Source organism: Tangfeifania diversioriginum (assembly GCF_900141875.1).
GTDB lineage: Bacteria > Bacteroidota > Bacteroidia > Bacteroidales > Prolixibacteraceae > Tangfeifania > Tangfeifania diversioriginum.
This window is the reverse complement of sequence record NZ_FQZE01000001.1, coordinates 188373-207235: the sequence shown is the minus strand read 5'-3', so window position 1 is coordinate 207235 and position 18863 is coordinate 188373. Positions and strand designations below refer to the sequence as shown.

Sequence of the window (18863 nt, the reverse complement as noted above, 5' to 3'; positions counted from 1 at the left end):
AGTTATGATATCTGTCGTTATCCCATTATTGAACGAAGAACAACTTGTTGAGCGGCTGCTCGATGAAGTTTTTCACTCACTGGAGCAAACAAATGAGAATTTTGAAGTCGTTTGTGTTAATGATGGAAGTACAGATTCAACTTTGCAAAAGCTTATTGAAATCAGGGGAAATAGAGAGGAATTGAAAATAATCTCACTCTCACGGAATTTTGGTTTACAGGCGGCATTAACAGCTGGTTTGGAATATGCCCGGGGCGACAACACCATAATTATGGATGGCGATTTTCAGGATCCGCCCGAACTGATTCCGGTGCTATTCAATAAAATGAAAACTACCGGTGCCGATATTGTTACTGCGGTGCGTGAATCGCGCAGCGAAAAATACTCACGGAAAATTTACATCAATATTTTTCACCGGATTTTTGATAAAATTTCAGATGAACAGCAGGTTGCAAAAACAGGTAACTTTTGTATTTTGAATAAAAAAGCGCACCAGGCAATTCTTCAGTTTACCGAGCGCAACCGCTACCTGCCCGGGATACGTAATTTTATAGGTTTTAAACATGAATTTGTGTTATACGATCGGCCCGATCGGCTGGTGGGTGAAGCCAAAATGAGCCGAAAAAAATTGTTTTCGCTGGCCGCCGATGCCATTTATTCTTTCTCAAAATGGCCCATTAGAGCCTGTTTGTATCTCGGAATTTTAGGCGTGTTCTTTTTCCTGGTTGCCATTATTTATACGCTTGGCTCAAAATTTTTAGGTTTTGCACCCATTGGCTGGTCATCCATGTTTCTGACCATTAGTTTTTTTGGTTCGGTGCAGCTCACTTTTTTGGGTTTAATCGGCGAATACGTTTACCGCATTTTTAAAGAAGTGCAGGGACGTCCACATTATTTTGTTCAGGAGGTTTATGAATAAAGCTTTCCACATATTATCGGCACAAAATGGCTTTGCAGCTATTCTCGTTTTAGCAGCAATCCTGTTGGGGTTTATGGCTCCCAAAGCTGCCGTAAATGTGGACGAACAGCTCCATTACCCACACGCCAAAAAAGTAGTTAACTGGTATTTTACCTTAGGGGAAGACCGATCCTGTCTTGACACCCCAAAATCGAATCTCAAATATTACGGGCAGTCGGTTGATAATTTAACGGCATTAATTAACCGGGTATTTTCCATCGAGAATGAATTTCTGCTCAGGCATTATGCCGGTGCATTCTTCTTCTGGTTATTGCTATTGTTTTCAGGTATGATTGCCAGAAAAGTAACAGGCTCATATCAGGTTGCTACCATAACTGTACTCACATTACTACTGATGCCCCGGCTTTTTGGTCAGGCGTTTGGAAACCTGAAGGACATTCCTTTTGCTACAGGATACACGGCCGGTGTATTTATGATAATTAAGTTTTTAAAAGAGATGCCACGCCCCCGCTGGAGAACTGCTGTTTTTCTTGGTCTGGCCATCGCCTTTACCGTTTCGGTGCGGGCAGGTGGTTTTATCCTGTTTGGATACCTGGCGCTGTGCATTTTCACCTTTTTATTTTGGAAGCCTTTTTACCTAAATAGTGTTTCAACTAAACCCGTTTTTGTTAGGCTTACGGGCCAGGTAACAGTAATTCTTTTTATTGGCTATTTTGCCGGATTGCTGTTTTGGCCCTTTGCCTTGCAAAACGTTTTTTCTCATCCGCTGGAGAGCCTGAACCTGATGGAACATTACAGTGTGAACATCCGGCAGATTTTTGAGGGCGAACTTACCTGGAGTGCACAATTGCCCTGGTACTATGTACCCAAATGGCTACTCATTTCTACTCCTGAATTTATAATGGTCGGGTTGCTGTTTTCTTTATTTTTTGTCGTCCGTGAATTTATTGATAGAAAATATAGTTGTGAAAATTGCTTATATACAATTTTTATACTTTTTGTTTTTGTCTTCCCTGTAGTTTACGTTATTGCAATTGGTTCAAACCTGTACAGCGGAATAAGGCAAATGTTGTTTGTTCTGCCATTTGTAGGAATACTGGCAGCTATCGGAATCTGGAAGTTTGTTAAATGGTTGGCCGGCAACAATAAAAAATTATTTTTTCCTTCAATTACAATTTTAATTGCTTTGGCTTTTTTACCAGTTAAACACCAGGCGGCTACTTTCCCGGCCGGTTATGTGTATTTCAACTCAATATCGGGCGGCAACAAAAAAGCCTGGAGCAATTATGAATACGATTACTATTTTCATGGCATAAAACAACCGGCAGACTATTTGATTAATTTGGCCGGCAACGATGATATTAAGGTGGTAATGAATTGTAACCTGACGAACTATTTCAGCACATACCCTAACATCGAAGTTGGTTATTCGCGATATCTGGAGCGGAGTTCAACAGATTGGGATTATGCCATTTTCGGCATCAATTATATTCATCCGCACCTGTTGAAAAACTACAAATGGCAAACAACTGAAGTTATAAAAACGTTTTATCACAAGGGAAATCCTTTGGCTGTGGTATTGAAGCGTGTGGACAAGAATGATTTTTATGGAATTGAAGCGGTTGAAAAAGGTAATTTTACTGAAGGACAGGAATTAATAAAATCTTCATTGCAAAATAATCTGAATAATGTGTGGTTATATGTACAACTTGCAAAGGCGAACTTGCTGGCTGGTAATGCCAGTGAGTTTAAAAAATACCTTAATGAAGGCAAAACAATTCACCCTTTTTATGAACCGCTTTTTATGCTGGAAGCCCAATATTATTATAATGAAGGGCAGTATGTGAAATCGATGAATATTTTAAAAGAATTGGTTGAAATAAATCCTTTGTATCCGAATGCACAGGCATTGAAAAATGATATTGAAAACAAGAAATTACATTGAAAAGTTTAACTGAAATTATTTGAGACAATGGAAAAAATTAAAAAAGTTATTGCATCGCTAACTGGAATTTTGTTAAGCATCCCCTACAGGCTGATGGCACAGGATGAAGGCAGCTACATTGAAAATTTGGGAGTACAGGATAGTTCATACATGGAAGAGGGGAATCCAATTCCCGCCGGTTCTGCGGCTGAGCAAGCTTCCGGTTCCGGCAACACGGTAATTATTATTGTTGTTGCTGCTGTTTTAGTAATTGCAGCGGTTGTGTTTTTTATTCTCCGGAAGAAGAAAAAGTAATGTGGGTTGGCAAAAAATTGGCATAAAAAAAAGGCAGCTTCAATAAGCTGCCTCAAAGCCATGAAAACAATTAAACAATGTTCAGAAAACAGAAAACTAGAAACAATTAAATAGTCATAATATCTTTTTCTTTAGCTTCCACTAAAGCATCTACTTTCTTTCCGTGGTCATCGGTCATTTGTTGAACCTCCTCTTCGGCATCTTTCTCCATATCTTCCGACAAGCCGTCTTTCAGCATTTTTTTCAGTTGTTCTTTGGCATCCTTACGGGCTGTGCGGATACTTACTTTTGCCGTTTCACCTTCCTGGCTAACTTGTTTTACAAGTTGTTTCCTTCTTTCTTCAGTGAGTGCCGGAATGTTTATCCTGATAATTTCGCCGTTATTGTCCGGGTTAAAACCAAGATTGGCCGCCAAAATAGCTTTTTCAATGACCGGAATTAAATTTTTCTCCCAGGGTTGAATAGCAACTGTTCGTGCATCGGGTGTGCTCACATTTGATACTTGATTGAGTGGAGTCATTGTTCCGTAGTATTCAACCATGATTCCATCAAGCATCGAAGGTGTAGCTTTTCCTGCCCTTATGTGCACCAATTCCTTCTCCAGATGCGTAATTGCAGCATCCATTCTTTCTTTACTTTCTTCTAAAACAAAATTTACTTCTTCTTGCATTGGTCAAGCACTGATTTTCCAACCGTGGATTGTTAGCAAATATAGAAAAAAATAAAAGAACCGAAAATTTTTTGAATTTTTTTTATTCTTTAAAATCAAGTTAAATGTCACTTGTACACAATTGTACCAATTGGTTCCCCGCTGATTACCTTTTTAAGGTTTCCTTTTTTATCCATATTGAATACCAAAACCGGCAGGTTGTTTTCCCTGCATAAAGCAGTGGCAGTGAGGTCCATTACTTGGAGGTTTTTGGCATAAACTTCATCAAAACTAATTTTTTCAAAACGGGTTGCATTTGCATCTTTTTCCGGATCGGCTGAATAGACCCCGTCAACACGGGTGCCTTTACACATGATTTCAGCCTCTGTTTCAACTGCACGCAAAGCACTGGCTGTATCGGTTGTGAAATAGGGGTTTCCGGTCCCGCCAGCAATAATTGTAACCTCTCCTTTTTCGAGTGATTCAATGGCCTTTTCTTTGGTGTAGTATTCGCCAACCGGTTCCATTTTGATGGATGTAAAAACACGTGCTTTAACTCCAACACCTTTCAGTGCAGAGCTAAGTGCCAGGCTGTTAATAACAGTAGCCAGCATGCCCATCTGGTCGCCTTTTACCCTGTCGAATCCCTTGGCGGAGCCGCTCAATCCGCGGAAAATATTGCCGCCCCCAATTACAATTCCGGTTTGCACACCCATTTTCGTTATCTCTGAAATTTGTTCAGCGTATTCATTCAGGCGTGTTTCATCGATGCCGTATTTTTGGCTTCCCATCAGCGATTCGCCGCTTAGTTTCAACAGGATTCTTTTGTATTTAGTCATTCAATTGATTGTTTTAGTTACAAATTTATTTATAAATTGAGCATTAAAAAATATTGGTGACTAATTTTTATACATAAGTTATATGCCAGCTTGAAAGAAGAACAGAATACATAAATTTTCCGCAATCAAAAAAGAAAAACCAAAATATGAGCCTGTTTCAAAAATCAGTTGAAAAAAAATATTTAAACGACCTCGGTTCGACTTTAATCGACAAAAAATACACTGACTTTCAAGATTTTTTTGGCAGTCCCGAAATTCAGGAAAACATACGAAATTCAAAAGAAGAGCAATACCAGGGAGAATTTCTAATCGATTTATTTGTAAATATTTTAGGTTACACTAAAAACCCGACACCAAACTTTAACCTAATAACGGAATTAAAAAACATAACGAATAGCAAAAAAGCCGATGGCGCAATCCTGAAAGAAACAATTAAACAAGGGGCTGCAGCCCCTTGTCATGAAGCCATTGCGATAATAGAACTAAAAGGAACCGACACTACGGATTTAGATAAAATTGAAACGCAGGCGTTCGGGTATAAAAATCACCACCCGAAATGCAAATATGTAATTACTTCGAATTTTGAGAAACTCCGTTTTTACATTCAAAATGCGGTTGACCATGTTGATTTTGATTTGTTCAACCTGACACATGAACAGTTTTCGTTAATGTGGCTTTGTCTGACAAAAGACAATTTGTTAAACGATTTACCTTTAAAAATAAAAGAATCATCCGTTTTACAGGAAGAAAATATTACGAAAAAATTGTACGCCGATTATTCAAAATTCAGGGAAGCGATTTACAACAACCTTGTAAAAAACAATCCTGAAACCGATAAACTTCTTCTTTTCAAAAAAACGCAAAAACTGTTGGACCGTTTTCTGTTTATCTTTTTTGCCGAGGACAGATTGTTGCTTCCACCCAATTCAATCAGCGAAATTGTAAAACAGTGGGCTGACTTAAAAGAAAAATACGACGAATATTTCCCGTTGTACTCCCGTTTTAAAAAGTATTTTGGGTACATGAACACCGGTTACAATGGGAAGAGATATGACATTTACGCCTACAATGGCGGACTTTTTAAGCCCGACGAAGTTCTGGACAACATTACGATTGACGATGATATTTTGTACGAACACACGCTGAGGTTGAGCAATTACGACTTTGAAACGGATGTGGATGTAAATATTCTCGGGCACATTTTTGAACACTCGCTGGGCGAAATTGAAAATATACAGGCAACAATAGCAGAGCAGCCTGCAACCCAGGAGCACTCTGGCAGCAATCTACTACCAAAAGGGGAGCATGCAACCCCGGAGCCTGCTCCGGGGCGGTTGCAGGCAATCACTCATGGAATAGGGGAGCATGCTCCCCATGTGTCAAAACGCAAAAAAGACGGTATTTTTTATACACCTAAATATATTACCAAATACATTGTTGAAAATACGGTTGGAAAACTTTGCGAAGAAAAGCGGGTTGAACTCGGAATTGTTGACGAAGAATATGCAAAAGGAAGGAAAAACCGGAAAAAGGAAATTGTACGCACGCTCGATAAAAAACTGGAAGAATACCGAAACTGGCTTTTAACGTTAACGATTCTTGACCCGGCTTGTGGTTCAGGGGCGTTTTTAAACCAGGCGCTGGAATTTCTGATAAACGAACACCGGAAAATTGATGAGTTGCGCGGACAACTTTTGGGCGGGGCAATTATTTTCTCCGACATTACAACAGATATTTTAGAGAAAAACATTTACGGCGTTGACCTGAACGAAGAATCGGTTGAAATTGCCAAACTCTCGCTCTGGTTGCGAACCGCACAAAAAGGACGAAAACTAAACACACTTAGCAACAACATAAAGTGTGGAAACTCGCTGATTGACGACCCTGAAGTTGCCAAAGCAACACGGGGTTATAACCCCGTGTTTAACTGGTACAAGGAGTTCCCGAATATTTTTTACAAGAAAAAGAAAAAAGCATGGCATGTTACCACCGCCACTCATAATTCGCGTTACTCGCAACGCATGTTTGATAATCATGTAAAAAAAGGTGAGGCGGTTTGGCTATCGGAGAAAGAAGAAATAATTGTTACAGAAACTATTTCGGAAATTGTTGAAAAAGATAGGCTAAATATTGTTGCATATAACATTTGTGGCGACCATGCTCATATAATAATTTCATGCACAGAAGAAGAGCTTCCTAAAATAGTGCAGAAAATAAAAGCAATGTCGGCACGTGCCTGTAATATAGCCATGGGGCGTACTACTCCAATGGCAGGACAAAGGGAGCATGCTCCCCGAAGAGATTCAGAAGCAGATGCCAGAACGCGGGAGCCTGCTCCCGCGCACCTGGCAGTAAACACAGAAGAAAATGGGGAGCAGGCTCCCCGTGGAAAAACACAATTTCACCTGTGGGCCGAAAAGTTCGATGCCAGGGAAGTTACCAGCAACGAGCAATTGGATAACACCATTGCCTACATCAGGAATAACCGCAATAAACACAAACTGCCGGAAAACAAAATCTTGCAAAAAATTATTGCAGAAATGACCTGCACCCGCCGGCACGCTTTCCGAACCGAGTACGATGGTGGTTTTGATGTAGTAATTGGAAATCCGCCGTATGTACATCTCGAAAAAATAAAAGAAACATCAATCGCACTTAAAAATGCAGGTTACGAAACCTACCACAGTCAGGGCGACATTTATTGTGTGTTTGTTGAAAAAGGAATTAACCTGTTAAAATTAAACGGATTAATTTCGTATATAATGCCAAATAAATGGTTGCAGGCGGGTTATGGCAAACCATTGCGCGAGTATTTCCTGAAATACAAGATGTTTGAGCTGATTGATTTTGGCGATATTCAAATTTTCGAAGGTGCAACAACATACCCCTGCATTTTTACTGCTCAAAAATCAGCTCCACAGAAAGAAATATCGGTTTCAGTTTTAAAAGAATCCAGTTCTTTCGATTTTAAAACTAACGTACTGGAAACAGCAGAGATTTTTCAAACAGATTCGTTTAGTGGTGAAACTTGGGTAATCTCATCGCAGAATGAACAGGCTTTTTTGGAGAAATTGAAAACTAAATTTACCAAACTTTCTGATTTTGTTGGTGGTCAATCGTACCGAGGAGTTTTAACCGGGTTAACCGAAGCTTTTCTAATTGACGAACAGACAAAACAGGAAATTGTAACAAAAGACCCGAAGGCCACAGAAATAATAAAACCATTTTTACAAGGAAGAAATTTAAGCAAATACAATACGATAATCCCTAACAGTTATTTAATTCTTTTTGAAAAAGGAAATACCAACAAAAAAATAAAGAATGATTTCGAAGCTGAAAATTGGCTGCCGATAAACTATCCTTCAGTTTACGAATGGTTAAAACCTTTTGAAGAACGAGCAAAAAAACGGGGAGATAAAGGCGATTACTGGTGGGAATTACGAGCCTGTGATTATTACCAAAAGTTTTCCAAACCCAAAATAATGTACCAAAAATTTCAGGTGAAACCCTGTTTCATTTATGATGAGCAGGGCTTGTATTGTAATGATTCAATGTGGATTATTCCCACTGAAAATAAAGCACTACTTGGAGTTTTAAACTCAAAAATGGGCTGGTGGCTGATTACAAAATATTGTACGCAAATCCAGAACGGTTGTCAATTAATTTGGAAATACTTTGGTCAAATTCCGGTTCCCGAGCTAAACTCTCCCGAATTAACAGCTTTGGTCGAAAAAATGCTTTCGCTTACAAAAAATCAACAAACGCTAACTTCAAAATTCATTAAATATTTAAAATCTCAGTTTGCCATAGAAAAACTAAGCCGCAAATTAGAGAACTGGCAGGAACTTGATTTCTCCAATTTCATAAAAGAACTAAACAAAGCGATTAAAAAAACAGGCGGAGAAAAACTTTCCAAATCGGATGAAATGGAATGGATGGAATTGTTCGCGAATAAAAGAGCCGAAGCCCAAACCAACAAATCCGAAATTGAAAAAACCGACCGTGAAATTGACCAAATGGTTTATGAGTTGTATGGTTTGACGGAGGAGGAAATTAAGATTGTGGAAAACTCGTAAATCTTGAAATGAATTACAAAAAGAGCAAAATAGGAAGAAATGATATTTGTCCATGCGGTAGTGGATTAAAATACAAAAAGTGCTGCATGAATAAAGCGGAGAATTCCAAGATTGAAGATAAAGAGTTTTCTATTCCTGAAATTCTTTCACTTCTTAAAACTGCTCTTCAAAACTTAAACATAGTAGATAAGGAAGTATCAAATGTTGCAGTAAAAAAAGTTGATTTATTGAATAATAAAACTTTAGAATGTCAATTTTACGCAAATTCGAATAATTCAATTGATGTAAAAATTGAAGCTGGTGCTGTCATGGGAGCAATACATGGATTCTTCAAAGACGATTCTTTTAAAAATATGCAACTTAACTATTATGCTATTCGTGCTTTTGACAAACAAGACTCAGAATTAATGTATGTTATTTCTTCAAAAGAGGTAGCTGCTTTAATTGGACAAGGCGATTCTATGAATTGGATGAAAAGTTCAATCTTTCAGGAAAACACAACGGATTACAGATTAAGTGTGGCAAAGAAACAAATTTCTGAAATTGAAAATGCTCTAAGAAAAGTAATCGTTGATAGATTATCAAAAAAACATGGAAAAGACTGGTTTATTAGCTGTGTTGGGAAAAAACTTAGAGAAAGCGTAATTAGTACTTATTATAATCAATTTGGCATTGAGACTGAGGAAGGTGATGTTTTAATTAATTACACTTTTGTTTTACAATTAAAAAAAATCATCTGTACTAACTGGAAAGACTTTTCTGACTTATTTCCCAATAAAATTAGATTTGAAGAATTAATATTAGAACTTAATTCAATTCGAAGAGAAGAAGCACATAATAGAGATATATCGACTGTAAATTTAGAACAGCTAAAAGAAATATACGAATTCATTCTAATTGTTATTTCTGAAAAATATCAAGACATCCTGCCTCATTTTCTAATTGATAATTGGAAGATTCAAATAAAAGAAATCATGTTAAGCAATAAGCTTGAAATGGTTTTCTCTGATGATGAAATTCAATCTGAAACAAACAATGGACTAAAGCTTGCAAAAACAGTATTGAATCTACAAAAGCTTATTAATCACATAACGGACAAAGAATTAAAATTGAAGAGTGTTGTCGTTCCAGTACAAAAACGGACTACGCATAATGAGATGATTGGAGTTTTCGAAAAATATCGTTTTTTGCATGAAGAGTTACTCGAATCTGGAAAAACAGGAGTTTTGATTCAAGTACAAGAGAAACAAAAAGAAATTAAAAAATACAAAAAGACGATGGATGAGTTTGTGAAAAAATTTCTTTTATATGAATCATAAAATAATTATTCGAGAATTAGAAAAGTAAAGTGATGAATAACTCAGAAATACTTCTCTATCAAACCGAGGACGGACAAACTAAAATTGATGTTCGGTTGGAGGATGAAACAGTTTGGCTTTCGCAAACACAAATGGGCGAACTTTTTCAGAAAGAACGCTCGGTTATTACCAAACACATAAATAATGTTTTTAAAGAGGGCGAACTGGAAGAAGAAAAGGTATGTGCAAATTTTGCACACACCACTCAACACGGCGCTATCAAAGGGAAAACTCAAATCCAAAACTTGAAGCTTTACAACCTCGATGTAATTATTTCGGTAGGTTACCGGGTAAAAAGCCATCAGGGAACAAAATTCCGTCAGTGGGCAACCGCACGTTTAAAAGAATACATTGTGAAGGGTTTTACCATGAACGATGATTTGCTTAAACAAGCAGGTGGTGGAAATTATTTCGATGAATTACTGGCACGTATCCGGGATATTCGCTCGTCGGAAAAAGTATTTTGGAGAAAAGTACTTGACATTTATGCAACCAGCATCGACTACGACCCATCGTTGGAAATGTCTGTTTTATTTTTCAAAACAGTACAAAATAAAATGCACTGGGCAGCACACGGACACACCGCTGCCGAGATTATTTATAAACGTGTAGATTCGGGAAAGCCTCATTTGGGATTGAGCAATTTTAAAGGGAAAAAACCTACAAAAGAGGAAACAGCAATTGCCAAAAATTACCTCACCGAAAAGGAACTTGATATTTTGAACCGAATTGTAACTGCATACCTCGAACTTGCGGAAATCCAAGCACTCAACCAGGAACCCATGTATATGAAAGACTGGATTGATCAGCTTGAATCATTCCTGAAAATGACAAGGAAAGAAATACTAAACCACTCCGGGAAAATCAGTCATGAGCAGGCATTACAAAAAGCTCATGCAGAATATGAAAAATATAAAGAGTTAACTAAAAATGAGTTGTCGGAAGTCGAAAAGCATTTTTTGGAACAAATAACAGACACGACCAAAAAATTGAAAAACAAAAAGTGACCGTTCAATGTTAATGTTTTTCATGTAATTTCAATCCCTTTGTCTTTACAGATTTTTGCCCCCAGCTCGCTGAGTTTGAATTTTTGAATTTTACCACTTGCGGTCATCGGAAATTCATCCACAAAAAATACGTATTTTGGTGTTTTAAACCTTGCAATCTGTCCGCGGCAAAAATCGAAAATATCTTCTTCTGAAAGCGACTGGCCTTCTTTAACTTTAATAAATGCTGCCACTTCTTCACCATATTTAGGACTGGGAATTCCGGCCACTTCCACTGTTTCAATTTGTGGCATATTGTAAAGAAAGTTCTCAATTTCGCGCGGGTAAATGTTCTCTCCCCCGCGAATAATCATGTCTTTTATGCGTCCGGTAATCCGGAAAAAGCCGTCTTTGGTTTTTACGGCCAGGTCGCCCGAATGCAGCCAGCCTTCGCTGTCGATTGCTTTTTTTGTGGCTTCTTCGTTTTTATAATAGCCTTTCATAACATTATAACCCCGGCAACAAATTTCGCCCTGTTCTTCAATGCCGCACTCTTCGCCGGTTTCAGGATTTTCAATTTTTACTTCCACATTGGGATATTCGAAACCAACGGTAGTGGAGCGTACTTCAGGCGAGTTGTGCGTGCGGGTTGCGGTCATTCCCGGAGATGATTCGGTTTGCCCGTAAACGATAATCACATCTTTCATGTTCATTTTTGTCATCACCTGCTTCATGGTTTCGATGGGGCAGGGGGCACCGGCCATTATTCCGGTACGCAACGAACTTAAATCGAACATGTCGAACATCGGGTGGTTGAGTTCGGCAATAAACATGGTTGGCACACCATACAAGGCAGTGCATTTTTCTTTTTGAACTGAAGCGAGCACCATAACCGGATCAAAATCTTCGGTGAAAACCATGGTGGCTCCGTGGGTGATTATTGCAGAGAGTCCCAAAACACTGCCAAAGCAGTGAAACATGGGCACACATACCAGCAAACGCTCGCTTGAAGTAAATTTTTGGCACTGCCCGGTGGCATAACCGTTATTTATAATATTGTGGTGCGAAAGCATTACTCCCTTTGGAAAGCCGGTGGTGCCCGATGTATATTGCATATTAATAACATCGTGGCAGTTAAGCGACTCTTTTATGGTTTCCAGGTCGAGGTCGTCAACATGATTACCGAGCAGAATCAATTCATTTGTATTGAACATTCCGCGGTGTTTTTGCTGGCCGATAAATACCACATTTTTAAGTTCGGGAAACCGGGAGCTTTTTATTTCGCCACGGGGCTGATTTTTGAGTTCGGGGACCAGTTGAAAAATCATTTCCACGTAATCGCTGTCGCGGAAACCGTCAACCAGAAATAACGTGTTAATGTCGGCATCTTTCAGCAAATACTCCAGTTCCGATAACTTGTAATTGGTGTTGATGGTAACCAGCACAGCACCAATTTTAGCGGTTGCAAACATCACGGTTGTCCAGTCGGGAATGTTTTTGGCCCAGATGCCAACTTTGTCGCCCGGTCTCACGCCAATGTACAACAGCCCTTTGGCCATCGCATCAACACGATCGTTGAACTGTTTGTAGGTAAACCGTAAGTCCCTGTCGGGGTACACAATAAATTCCTTATCGGGAGTCTCAAATGCCCATTTTTCCAGAATTTCGCCGAGCGTATAATCAAGTAGTTGCATGGATTTTCGTTCAGAATAGTTGATAAAATTGAAAATTAAACCGGTGTGTAAACTACTGCCAGAATTTTTGCCGGTTGTTTTCCGGCTGCGTGTACATTGTGTGCAACAACCGAATCGAGGTAAATGGTGTCTCCTTTGTTAATTCGGTACAATTCTTTCCCGTAATTAATTTCGATGCTTCCTTCCAGCACATAAATAAATTCTTCGCCCTCGTGGGTCGATAATTTATAATCCGATTCTTTCGAGGGTTCAATTTCAACAATAAACGGCTCCATGTGCCTGCCGGCTTTGTCCTGAGCCAGCGAGAAAAAGTTCAGGTGCTCGCGTGTCGATTCGTCTTTTGTTGAAAAGCTGTGGCTTTTTTTCTCTTCGCCGGCTTTCACGATCACGGGGCCCACCTGGTCCTGATCATCGAGGAAAGTGCCGATTCGAACTCCCAAAGCTCTCGATATTTTAATGAGGTGACCCAGTGAAGGGAATGCTGCTTTTTCCTCGATTTCTTCAAGTTGAGTTATATCGAGATTGGCGTTTAATGCCAGATCTTCTCTTGAAATTTGTCTGAATTCGCGGAACTGCTTTATTTTTTCACCAAGATTTTTTTTCATCGCCATCTGATTTTTTTAAACAAAAGTAAGAGTTTGAACAGGAATGTAAAAATAAAATCTGTTTTCGGATAAAATTCAAATAAATTGTAAAATCTTTTTCAATAAAGATTTCAGATTGAAAAAGCGGACAAAAAAAGGTGCCCTGAGTGAGGCACCTTTCCAGTTTGTTATAACCATTTTACGTAGTTAAAGTCTTGTTTATGCGGTAATCCTTCGTTTTTAGGATATAACCTGAGGCCGTAGTTGAACGACCCCGGATGCACCGGATGAAAGTTGAGTTTAAAACAGCATACCGAACCGTTGCATTCTTCCACCTCAAAGTTAAATGTTTCTACAATGCGAGGTGGGTCTTCTGTGCCATTTTCGGTAATAATCATTTCAAGCCCCACTTCGTTGCTCAAGAGTCCTTTTAAGTCGATTTCAACCCTAAAGGGGTATTCCTGACCCACTTTCATATTCTCTTTGATACCGTTGCTGGTGTCAGAAGACTTAATTTCAATTGAGTCCCAAACAGTGCTTACTTTTTGTTTCCATGCAGCCATCTCTTTTGCCCATTTGAAATTTTCATTGTTAATGCTGGTTGCGCGCGTGAGCTGAGGTTTATAGTACCTGTCGTGATAATCTTGCATCATCCTTCCGGTAGTAAATTTCGGAGCAACCTGTGCGATGGTGTTTTTAATGTAGTCGATCCATTCCACTGGGATGTCCTCTTCGTTGCGGTCGTAAAAAATGCGGGTGATTTCGTCTTCAAAAATGCCATAAATGGTTTGTGCATCGAGTTCATCCTGAAAATCCTGTACATCGTAAGCCCGTTCGGCAGGCAATGCCCAGCCTGCATTTTCCTGGTAGCCTTCAACCCACCATCCGTCGAGCACCGAGAAATGGAGTGTTCCGTTCATTACTCCTTTTTGGCCGCTGGTGCCGGAAGCCTCCAGCGGGCGGGTTGGCGTATTCAGCCAAACATCGACACCCTGTAGCAGCATTTTTGCCAGGTTGATGTCGTAATTCTGAACAAAAAGGATTTTCCCCCTGAACTCGGGGCGTTTTGAAATTTCAACAATGTGTTTGATCAATTCCTGGCCCGCTTTGTCAGCCGGGTGTGCTTTCCCCGCAAAAATGAATTGCACCGGTTTTTCAGGATTATTTACAATTTTTGATAAACGTTCCAGGTTTCTGAACAGCAGGTACCCTCTTTTATAAGTGGCAAACCTGCGCGCAAAACCAATGGTAAGCGCATTTGGATCGAGTTTGTCCAGTACTTCGGTGACGAGTTGCGGATTTTCGTTGCGTTTAATCCAGCTGTCAGAAAAACGCTCTTTAATGTAATTGATTAACCTTGTGCGGAGGGTTTTTCTGATTTCCCATATTTTTTCATCGGGCACGCGGTAAATTTTATCCCAAACATCAAAATCGAGTTGGGTTTGAGGAAATTCAGGACCAAAATATTCTTTATGAATGTTTTTCCATTCCTGTGCTGTCCATGTAGAATAATGCACTCCGTTGGTGACGTACCCAATTTCGAGTTCTTCTTCCAGGAATCCCGGGTACAGTGGTTTTAAAACGGTTTTGCTAACATCGCCATGCAGCTTGCTCACACCGTTTATTCCCTGTGATAGATTACAGGCCAGGTAACTCATGTTGAAATGATCTTCTTCCGGGGTTGCTTTTCCCAGGAGGGTAAATTCTTCCCAGCTGAGTCCGGTTTTATTGTAGTACCCCTCCATGTAATATTTAAACAAATCGTCGTGGAAGGAGTCGTGCCCGGCCGGAACGGGAGTGTGCGTTGTAAATATGGTCGATGCGCGTACCACTTCTTTGGCTTCGGAAAAATTTAACTTGTATTTTTCGATGATACTGGAAACACGTTCGAGCCCAATAAATGCGGCATGGCCTTCGTTGCAATGGTAAATTTCAGAATTGTAGCCCAGTGCATTCAGGGCTTTGATTCCACCAATTCCGAGAAGCATTTCCTGTTTCAGCCTGTTTTCGTTATTGCCGCCATACAAATGGTGGGTTACCGAGCGGTCCCCTTCCTGGTTTTCAGGAAGGTCGGCGTCGAGCAGTAAAAGTTTTACCGAGCCGATATTTACCTGCCATATTTTTGCAAATAGTTGGCGACCGGGATAATCGATACTTATTTTAACAAATTCGTTATTTTCATTCAGAACGGGGTTTACCGGTATTTTGGAGAAGTTTTGGAATTCGTAATTTGCCATTTGTTCCCCATGCAGGTTAAGGGCCTGTTTAAAATATCCGTAGCGGTAGAGCAGTCCAACGCCTACCATGTTAACTTTCATGTCGCTGGCCTCTTTCAGGTAGTCGCCGGCCAGCATGCCCAGCCCGCCGGAGTAAATTTTTAGTGAATCGTGCAAGCCGTATTCCATGCTGAAATAGGCAATTTGCGGGCTTCCCAAATTTTTTCGTTCTTCAAGGTATTGCCTAAAATCGCCGTAAACTTTATCCATTCTGGAAATAAAGCCTGAGTCCTTTTCAAGTTCCTTGAATCGCTTGTAGCTCACCTGGTCGAGTAGCACAACCGGGTTGTGGTCGCACGCCTCCCAGGTTTCGTTATCGATGAAGCTGAACAGCTCCCTTGCTTCGGTATTCCAAACCCACCAAAGGTTTTTGGATATTTCGCGAAGCGGAGACAATTTTTCGGGGAGGTGTGATTTTACTATTATTTTTTTCCAAACCGGTGTGTTATTTTGTTGGTTTGGATACGAGTTTGCTTTTTCTGTCTTCATGTCTAAAATCTGTTTTTTGTTTTCCTTATCGGGGTGCAAAAATACACTTTTATTTTGTTGTAAAAGGGGTCTGAAAATTAATTTGGAATGAGTGATAATATGTTCATTTTCAATATTGTTAAATTACTTCTTTTTTTTTGTTGTTTTTTTTCTTGTACGTGGTTTCTGCAGGCGTGTGAGTTGTTTTTCCAGCTTGGTTATTTTTTCATCTTTTTCGTTAATAATTTTATGCAAGGCTGCAATTTCCTGCTCCTGTTCATTTTTGGGGAACATAGAATTTAGCCTGATCTGGAAGTCGCTAAGTACATTCATGTAATTTAAAAATGCTTCGTAGGGTGATTCAAACGGATTGAAATAACTGTGAACTTCGCCACTGGAGAATAATTTGGTTGACATGTAATAAAAATGGTCGCTTACCTGCAGGTAGTTCCAGTCTTTACGCAATTCTTCATCGGTACATCGCCCCATTCGCGGGCTCATTTCGTATAACTTTTCAAAAGCCTCTTTTTGCATTTCGTTTCCCAGCCAGGCAGTGAGGTCGCGTTCTTCGTCGGCCCACGAAATAGGGTGGGGTACGCTGATTACTGATACAGGCTGAACTTCGGCCAACACTTCGGCGGGTGTTGCAAATTTTAATTCCGGGTGTTTGACTATTCCCCTTGCCAGATGTTCGAAAAAATTGAATATGCCGCTCTCTTTGGGCTGCCGGCCTCCCAGCGATTCGTAGTTCAAGAACAGGTTAACAACCTCCTCTTTTCGGTTTAGCTGAGTAAGCCAGCCAATAAATTTTTCTGCAGTGAGCGGATATTCTGACCAGTTGCTGTTTGAAAAGCGAAAAGAGATATCGTCGCTGAGTTTGTAGTTGCGCATGAACACTTTCAGGCGCGGATTGGCAGCATTCACGTACAGGAAGTTGGGGCTTTTCCAGCCCAGCACATGGCGCGCGCCTTCGGTAAGCATGGCTTTGTAACCCATTTTTGCCACACAATCTCCAATTTCGTCGGAATAGATCATTTCGGTATTCCTGAAAACTTTGGGTTTTTGCCCGAACAGTTCGAAAATTTTCTGTTCGTGCTGTTTTACCTCCTGCTCAAAAATAGTTTTGTCTTTTAATGCCGAAAGCGAATGGGAATAGGTTTCCGATAAAAACTCCACGCAGCCTGTTTTTGCCAGTTGCTGAAAAGATTCAATAACTTCTGGGGCATAAAGCTGAAACTGGTCAAGTGCAGTGCCGGTAACCGAAAAAGCCACTTTAAATTTACCTTCCAGCTCGCCGGCCAGCTTTAACAGAAGCTCATTGGCCGGCAGATAACTGGTTTCGGCCACCTTCCGGAGGATGGTTTCGTTGGCATAATCGTCGTAATAATAATGGTCATTGCCAATATCAAAAAACCGGTACCTCCGGTACCTGAAGGGTTGATGAACCTGGAAAAACAGTGCTATTGACTTCATACTTTAACATTTGATTTAATTAACACATCTCTGTAGATTTTACTTACTTGCTGTGCCGAATTATCCCATTTCATTTTGCCGGCTTCTATTTTGCCGGCTTTTTTCAGATGTTTCGACATGGAAGGATATTTCAATAGTCCGTAAATTGAATCGGCCATGGCGTAGGTGTCCCAGAAATCAATTTTAATGGCATGGTCCAGGATTTCGGACACACCCGACTGATTTGAAATGATTACCGGAACGCCGGCCTGCATGGCTTCGAGTGGCACAATGCCAAATGGCTCAGAAACAGATGGCATCACGCAAACATCGGATAAACGAAACATTTCAGCAACAGCATCTTCTTTTAAAAAGCCGGTGAAATGAAATTTATCGGCAATTCCAAGTTCAGCTACGCGTTTAATCATGGTTGTCATTTTATCGCCGCTGCCTGCCATTACAAAACGCACATTCTCCATTTTTTTGAGCACCAGGTAGGCCGCTTCAACAAAATATTCCGGGCCTTTTTGCATGGTGATGCGCCCCAGGAAAGTCACAATTTTTTCATTTTCGTTTTTCCTGAAATTCAAGTTGTGTTTCCTCGGAGAGGAGTCAACCGCATTGTAAACTATTTCAATTTTTTCGGGTGGAATATAATATTTTTCGATAATGGTATTGCGTGTTAAATTGCTTACGGCTATAATTTTGTCCGCCATTTCCATGCCTTCGCGCTCAATGGAATAAACCACGGGGTTTATGTTTCCACCGCTGCGGTCGAACTCGGTGGCATGTACGTGAATTATCAGTGGCTTGCCTGTTTTGTTTTTGGCTGCTATGCCTGCCGGATAGGTGAGCCAGTCGTGTGAGTGAATGACATCAAAAGTGTTTTCGGTGGCGATTAGTTCTGCCACGAGCGCGTAATTTTTAATTTCTTCAATTAATCCATCACCATACTTCCCGCTGAAGTTTATCTTGAAACCATTATCGGTTTGTATAAATCTTGTTTTTGCCGGAAACCGTTTTTTCTTGAGCTCCCAGAAATCTTCTTCACTCAGGTAGGGAACAATATCAGATTTAATTTCAATGGTTTCCATTTTTTTCTGTGTGCCTTCAAATTCAATTTGTGTTTTTGAAACAGGCACAGTATTGGCACCTTTCAGCTTGATTATTGACTGGTCTTCGTCGCCAAACATTTTGGGAACCACAAAAAGCACATCAATATTTTTCAGGCCTGCCAGGCCTTTGGTCAGTCCGTAACAGGCTGTTCCCAACCCTCCTGAAATATGTGGCGGAAATTCCCACCCAAACATTAATACTTTCATT

Annotated in this window: 13 protein-coding genes; 6 read left to right on the top strand and 7 right to left on the bottom strand. The window is 40.0% G+C overall.

The annotated features are described in order from the left end of the window. The first annotated feature begins 4 nt into the window (after positions 1–4). Genes BUC07_RS00855 through BUC07_RS00845 form a run of 3 tightly spaced genes read left to right on the top strand, consistent with a single transcriptional unit; the run spans position 5 to position 3158 of the window. The gene (locus BUC07_RS00855) at positions 5–919 is read left to right on the top strand and encodes a glycosyltransferase family 2 protein (protein ID WP_073164126.1); all 915 of its coding nucleotides are present in this window, start codon (positions 5–7) and stop codon (positions 917–919) included. After that, a complete protein-coding gene (locus tag BUC07_RS00850; protein ID WP_073164123.1) occupies positions 912–2864 on the top strand; it encodes a dolichyl-phosphate-mannose--protein mannosyltransferase in 1953 nt (650 codons plus the stop codon). The genes BUC07_RS00855 and BUC07_RS00850 overlap by 8 nt, the downstream gene beginning before the upstream one ends. Before the next feature lie 27 nt (positions 2865–2891). After that, complete coding sequence (locus BUC07_RS00845) at positions 2892–3158, top strand: LPXTG cell wall anchor domain-containing protein (protein WP_073164120.1); 267 nt, start codon at positions 2892–2894, stop codon at positions 3156–3158. Between the two features lie 106 nt (positions 3159–3264). Here the strand turns inward: BUC07_RS00845 and frr are convergent, their stop codons facing one another. Both frr and pyrH read right to left on the bottom strand, forming a co-directional pair. After that, entirely contained in the window at positions 3265–3828 is a 564-nt protein-coding gene (gene frr, locus BUC07_RS00840) for a ribosome recycling factor (RefSeq protein ID WP_073164117.1), read from the bottom strand. A gap of 107 nt (positions 3829–3935) precedes the next feature. Beyond that, complete coding sequence (pyrH, locus tag BUC07_RS00835) at positions 3936–4646, bottom strand: UMP kinase (protein ID WP_073164113.1); 711 nt, start codon at positions 4644–4646, stop codon at positions 3936–3938. 146 nt (positions 4647–4792) lie between these two features. Between pyrH and BUC07_RS00830 the strand changes: the two genes are divergently transcribed. From BUC07_RS00830 to BUC07_RS00820, 3 genes are read left to right on the top strand one after another with little or no spacing between them, the layout of a single operon-like run. Continuing rightward, on the top strand, positions 4793–8722 hold the full coding sequence (locus tag BUC07_RS00830) for an Eco57I restriction-modification methylase domain-containing protein (RefSeq protein ID WP_073164110.1): 3930 nt from the start codon (positions 4793–4795) through the stop codon (positions 8720–8722). 8 nt (positions 8723–8730) lie between these two features. Then, complete coding sequence (locus tag BUC07_RS20820; protein WP_175552437.1) at positions 8731–10041, top strand: SEC-C metal-binding domain-containing protein; 1311 nt, start codon at positions 8731–8733, stop codon at positions 10039–10041. A gap of 32 nt (positions 10042–10073) precedes the next feature. Next, on the top strand, positions 10074–11087 hold the full coding sequence (locus BUC07_RS00820; protein WP_073164107.1) for a virulence RhuM family protein: 1014 nt from the start codon (positions 10074–10076) through the stop codon (positions 11085–11087). 20 nt (positions 11088–11107) lie between these two features. Here the strand turns inward: BUC07_RS00820 and BUC07_RS00815 are convergent, their stop codons facing one another. The 5 genes from BUC07_RS00815 to BUC07_RS00795 all read right to left on the bottom strand — a co-directional run bounded on the left by BUC07_RS00815 (position 11108) and on the right by BUC07_RS00795 (position 18862). Next, positions 11108–12760 carry an AMP-binding protein gene (locus tag BUC07_RS00815; RefSeq protein WP_073164105.1) on the bottom strand — a complete coding sequence of 551 codons (1653 nt, stop codon included), beginning with the start codon at positions 12758–12760 and terminating at the stop codon, positions 11108–11110. Positions 12761–12795: 35 nt separating this feature from the next. Next, positions 12796–13365 carry a helix-turn-helix domain-containing protein gene (locus BUC07_RS00810; RefSeq protein ID WP_217652612.1) on the bottom strand — a complete coding sequence of 190 codons (570 nt, stop codon included), beginning with the start codon at positions 13363–13365 and terminating at the stop codon, positions 12796–12798. Positions 13366–13532: 167 nt separating this feature from the next. Beyond that, positions 13533–16109, bottom strand: coding sequence for an alpha-glucan family phosphorylase (glgP, locus tag BUC07_RS00805; RefSeq protein ID WP_139279428.1), 2577 nt, complete (start codon positions 16107–16109; stop codon positions 13533–13535). A 123-nt stretch (positions 16110–16232) separates the two neighbouring features. After that, positions 16233–17561 carry a glycoside hydrolase family 57 protein gene (locus tag BUC07_RS00800; protein ID WP_073164096.1) on the bottom strand — a complete coding sequence of 443 codons (1329 nt, stop codon included), beginning with the start codon at positions 17559–17561 and terminating at the stop codon, positions 16233–16235. Then, positions 17558–18862, bottom strand: coding sequence for a glycosyltransferase family 4 protein (locus tag BUC07_RS00795; protein WP_073164094.1), 1305 nt, complete (start codon positions 18860–18862; stop codon positions 17558–17560). Before BUC07_RS00795 ends, BUC07_RS00800 begins: the two co-directional genes overlap by 4 nt. Position 18863 lies beyond the last annotated feature (1 nt).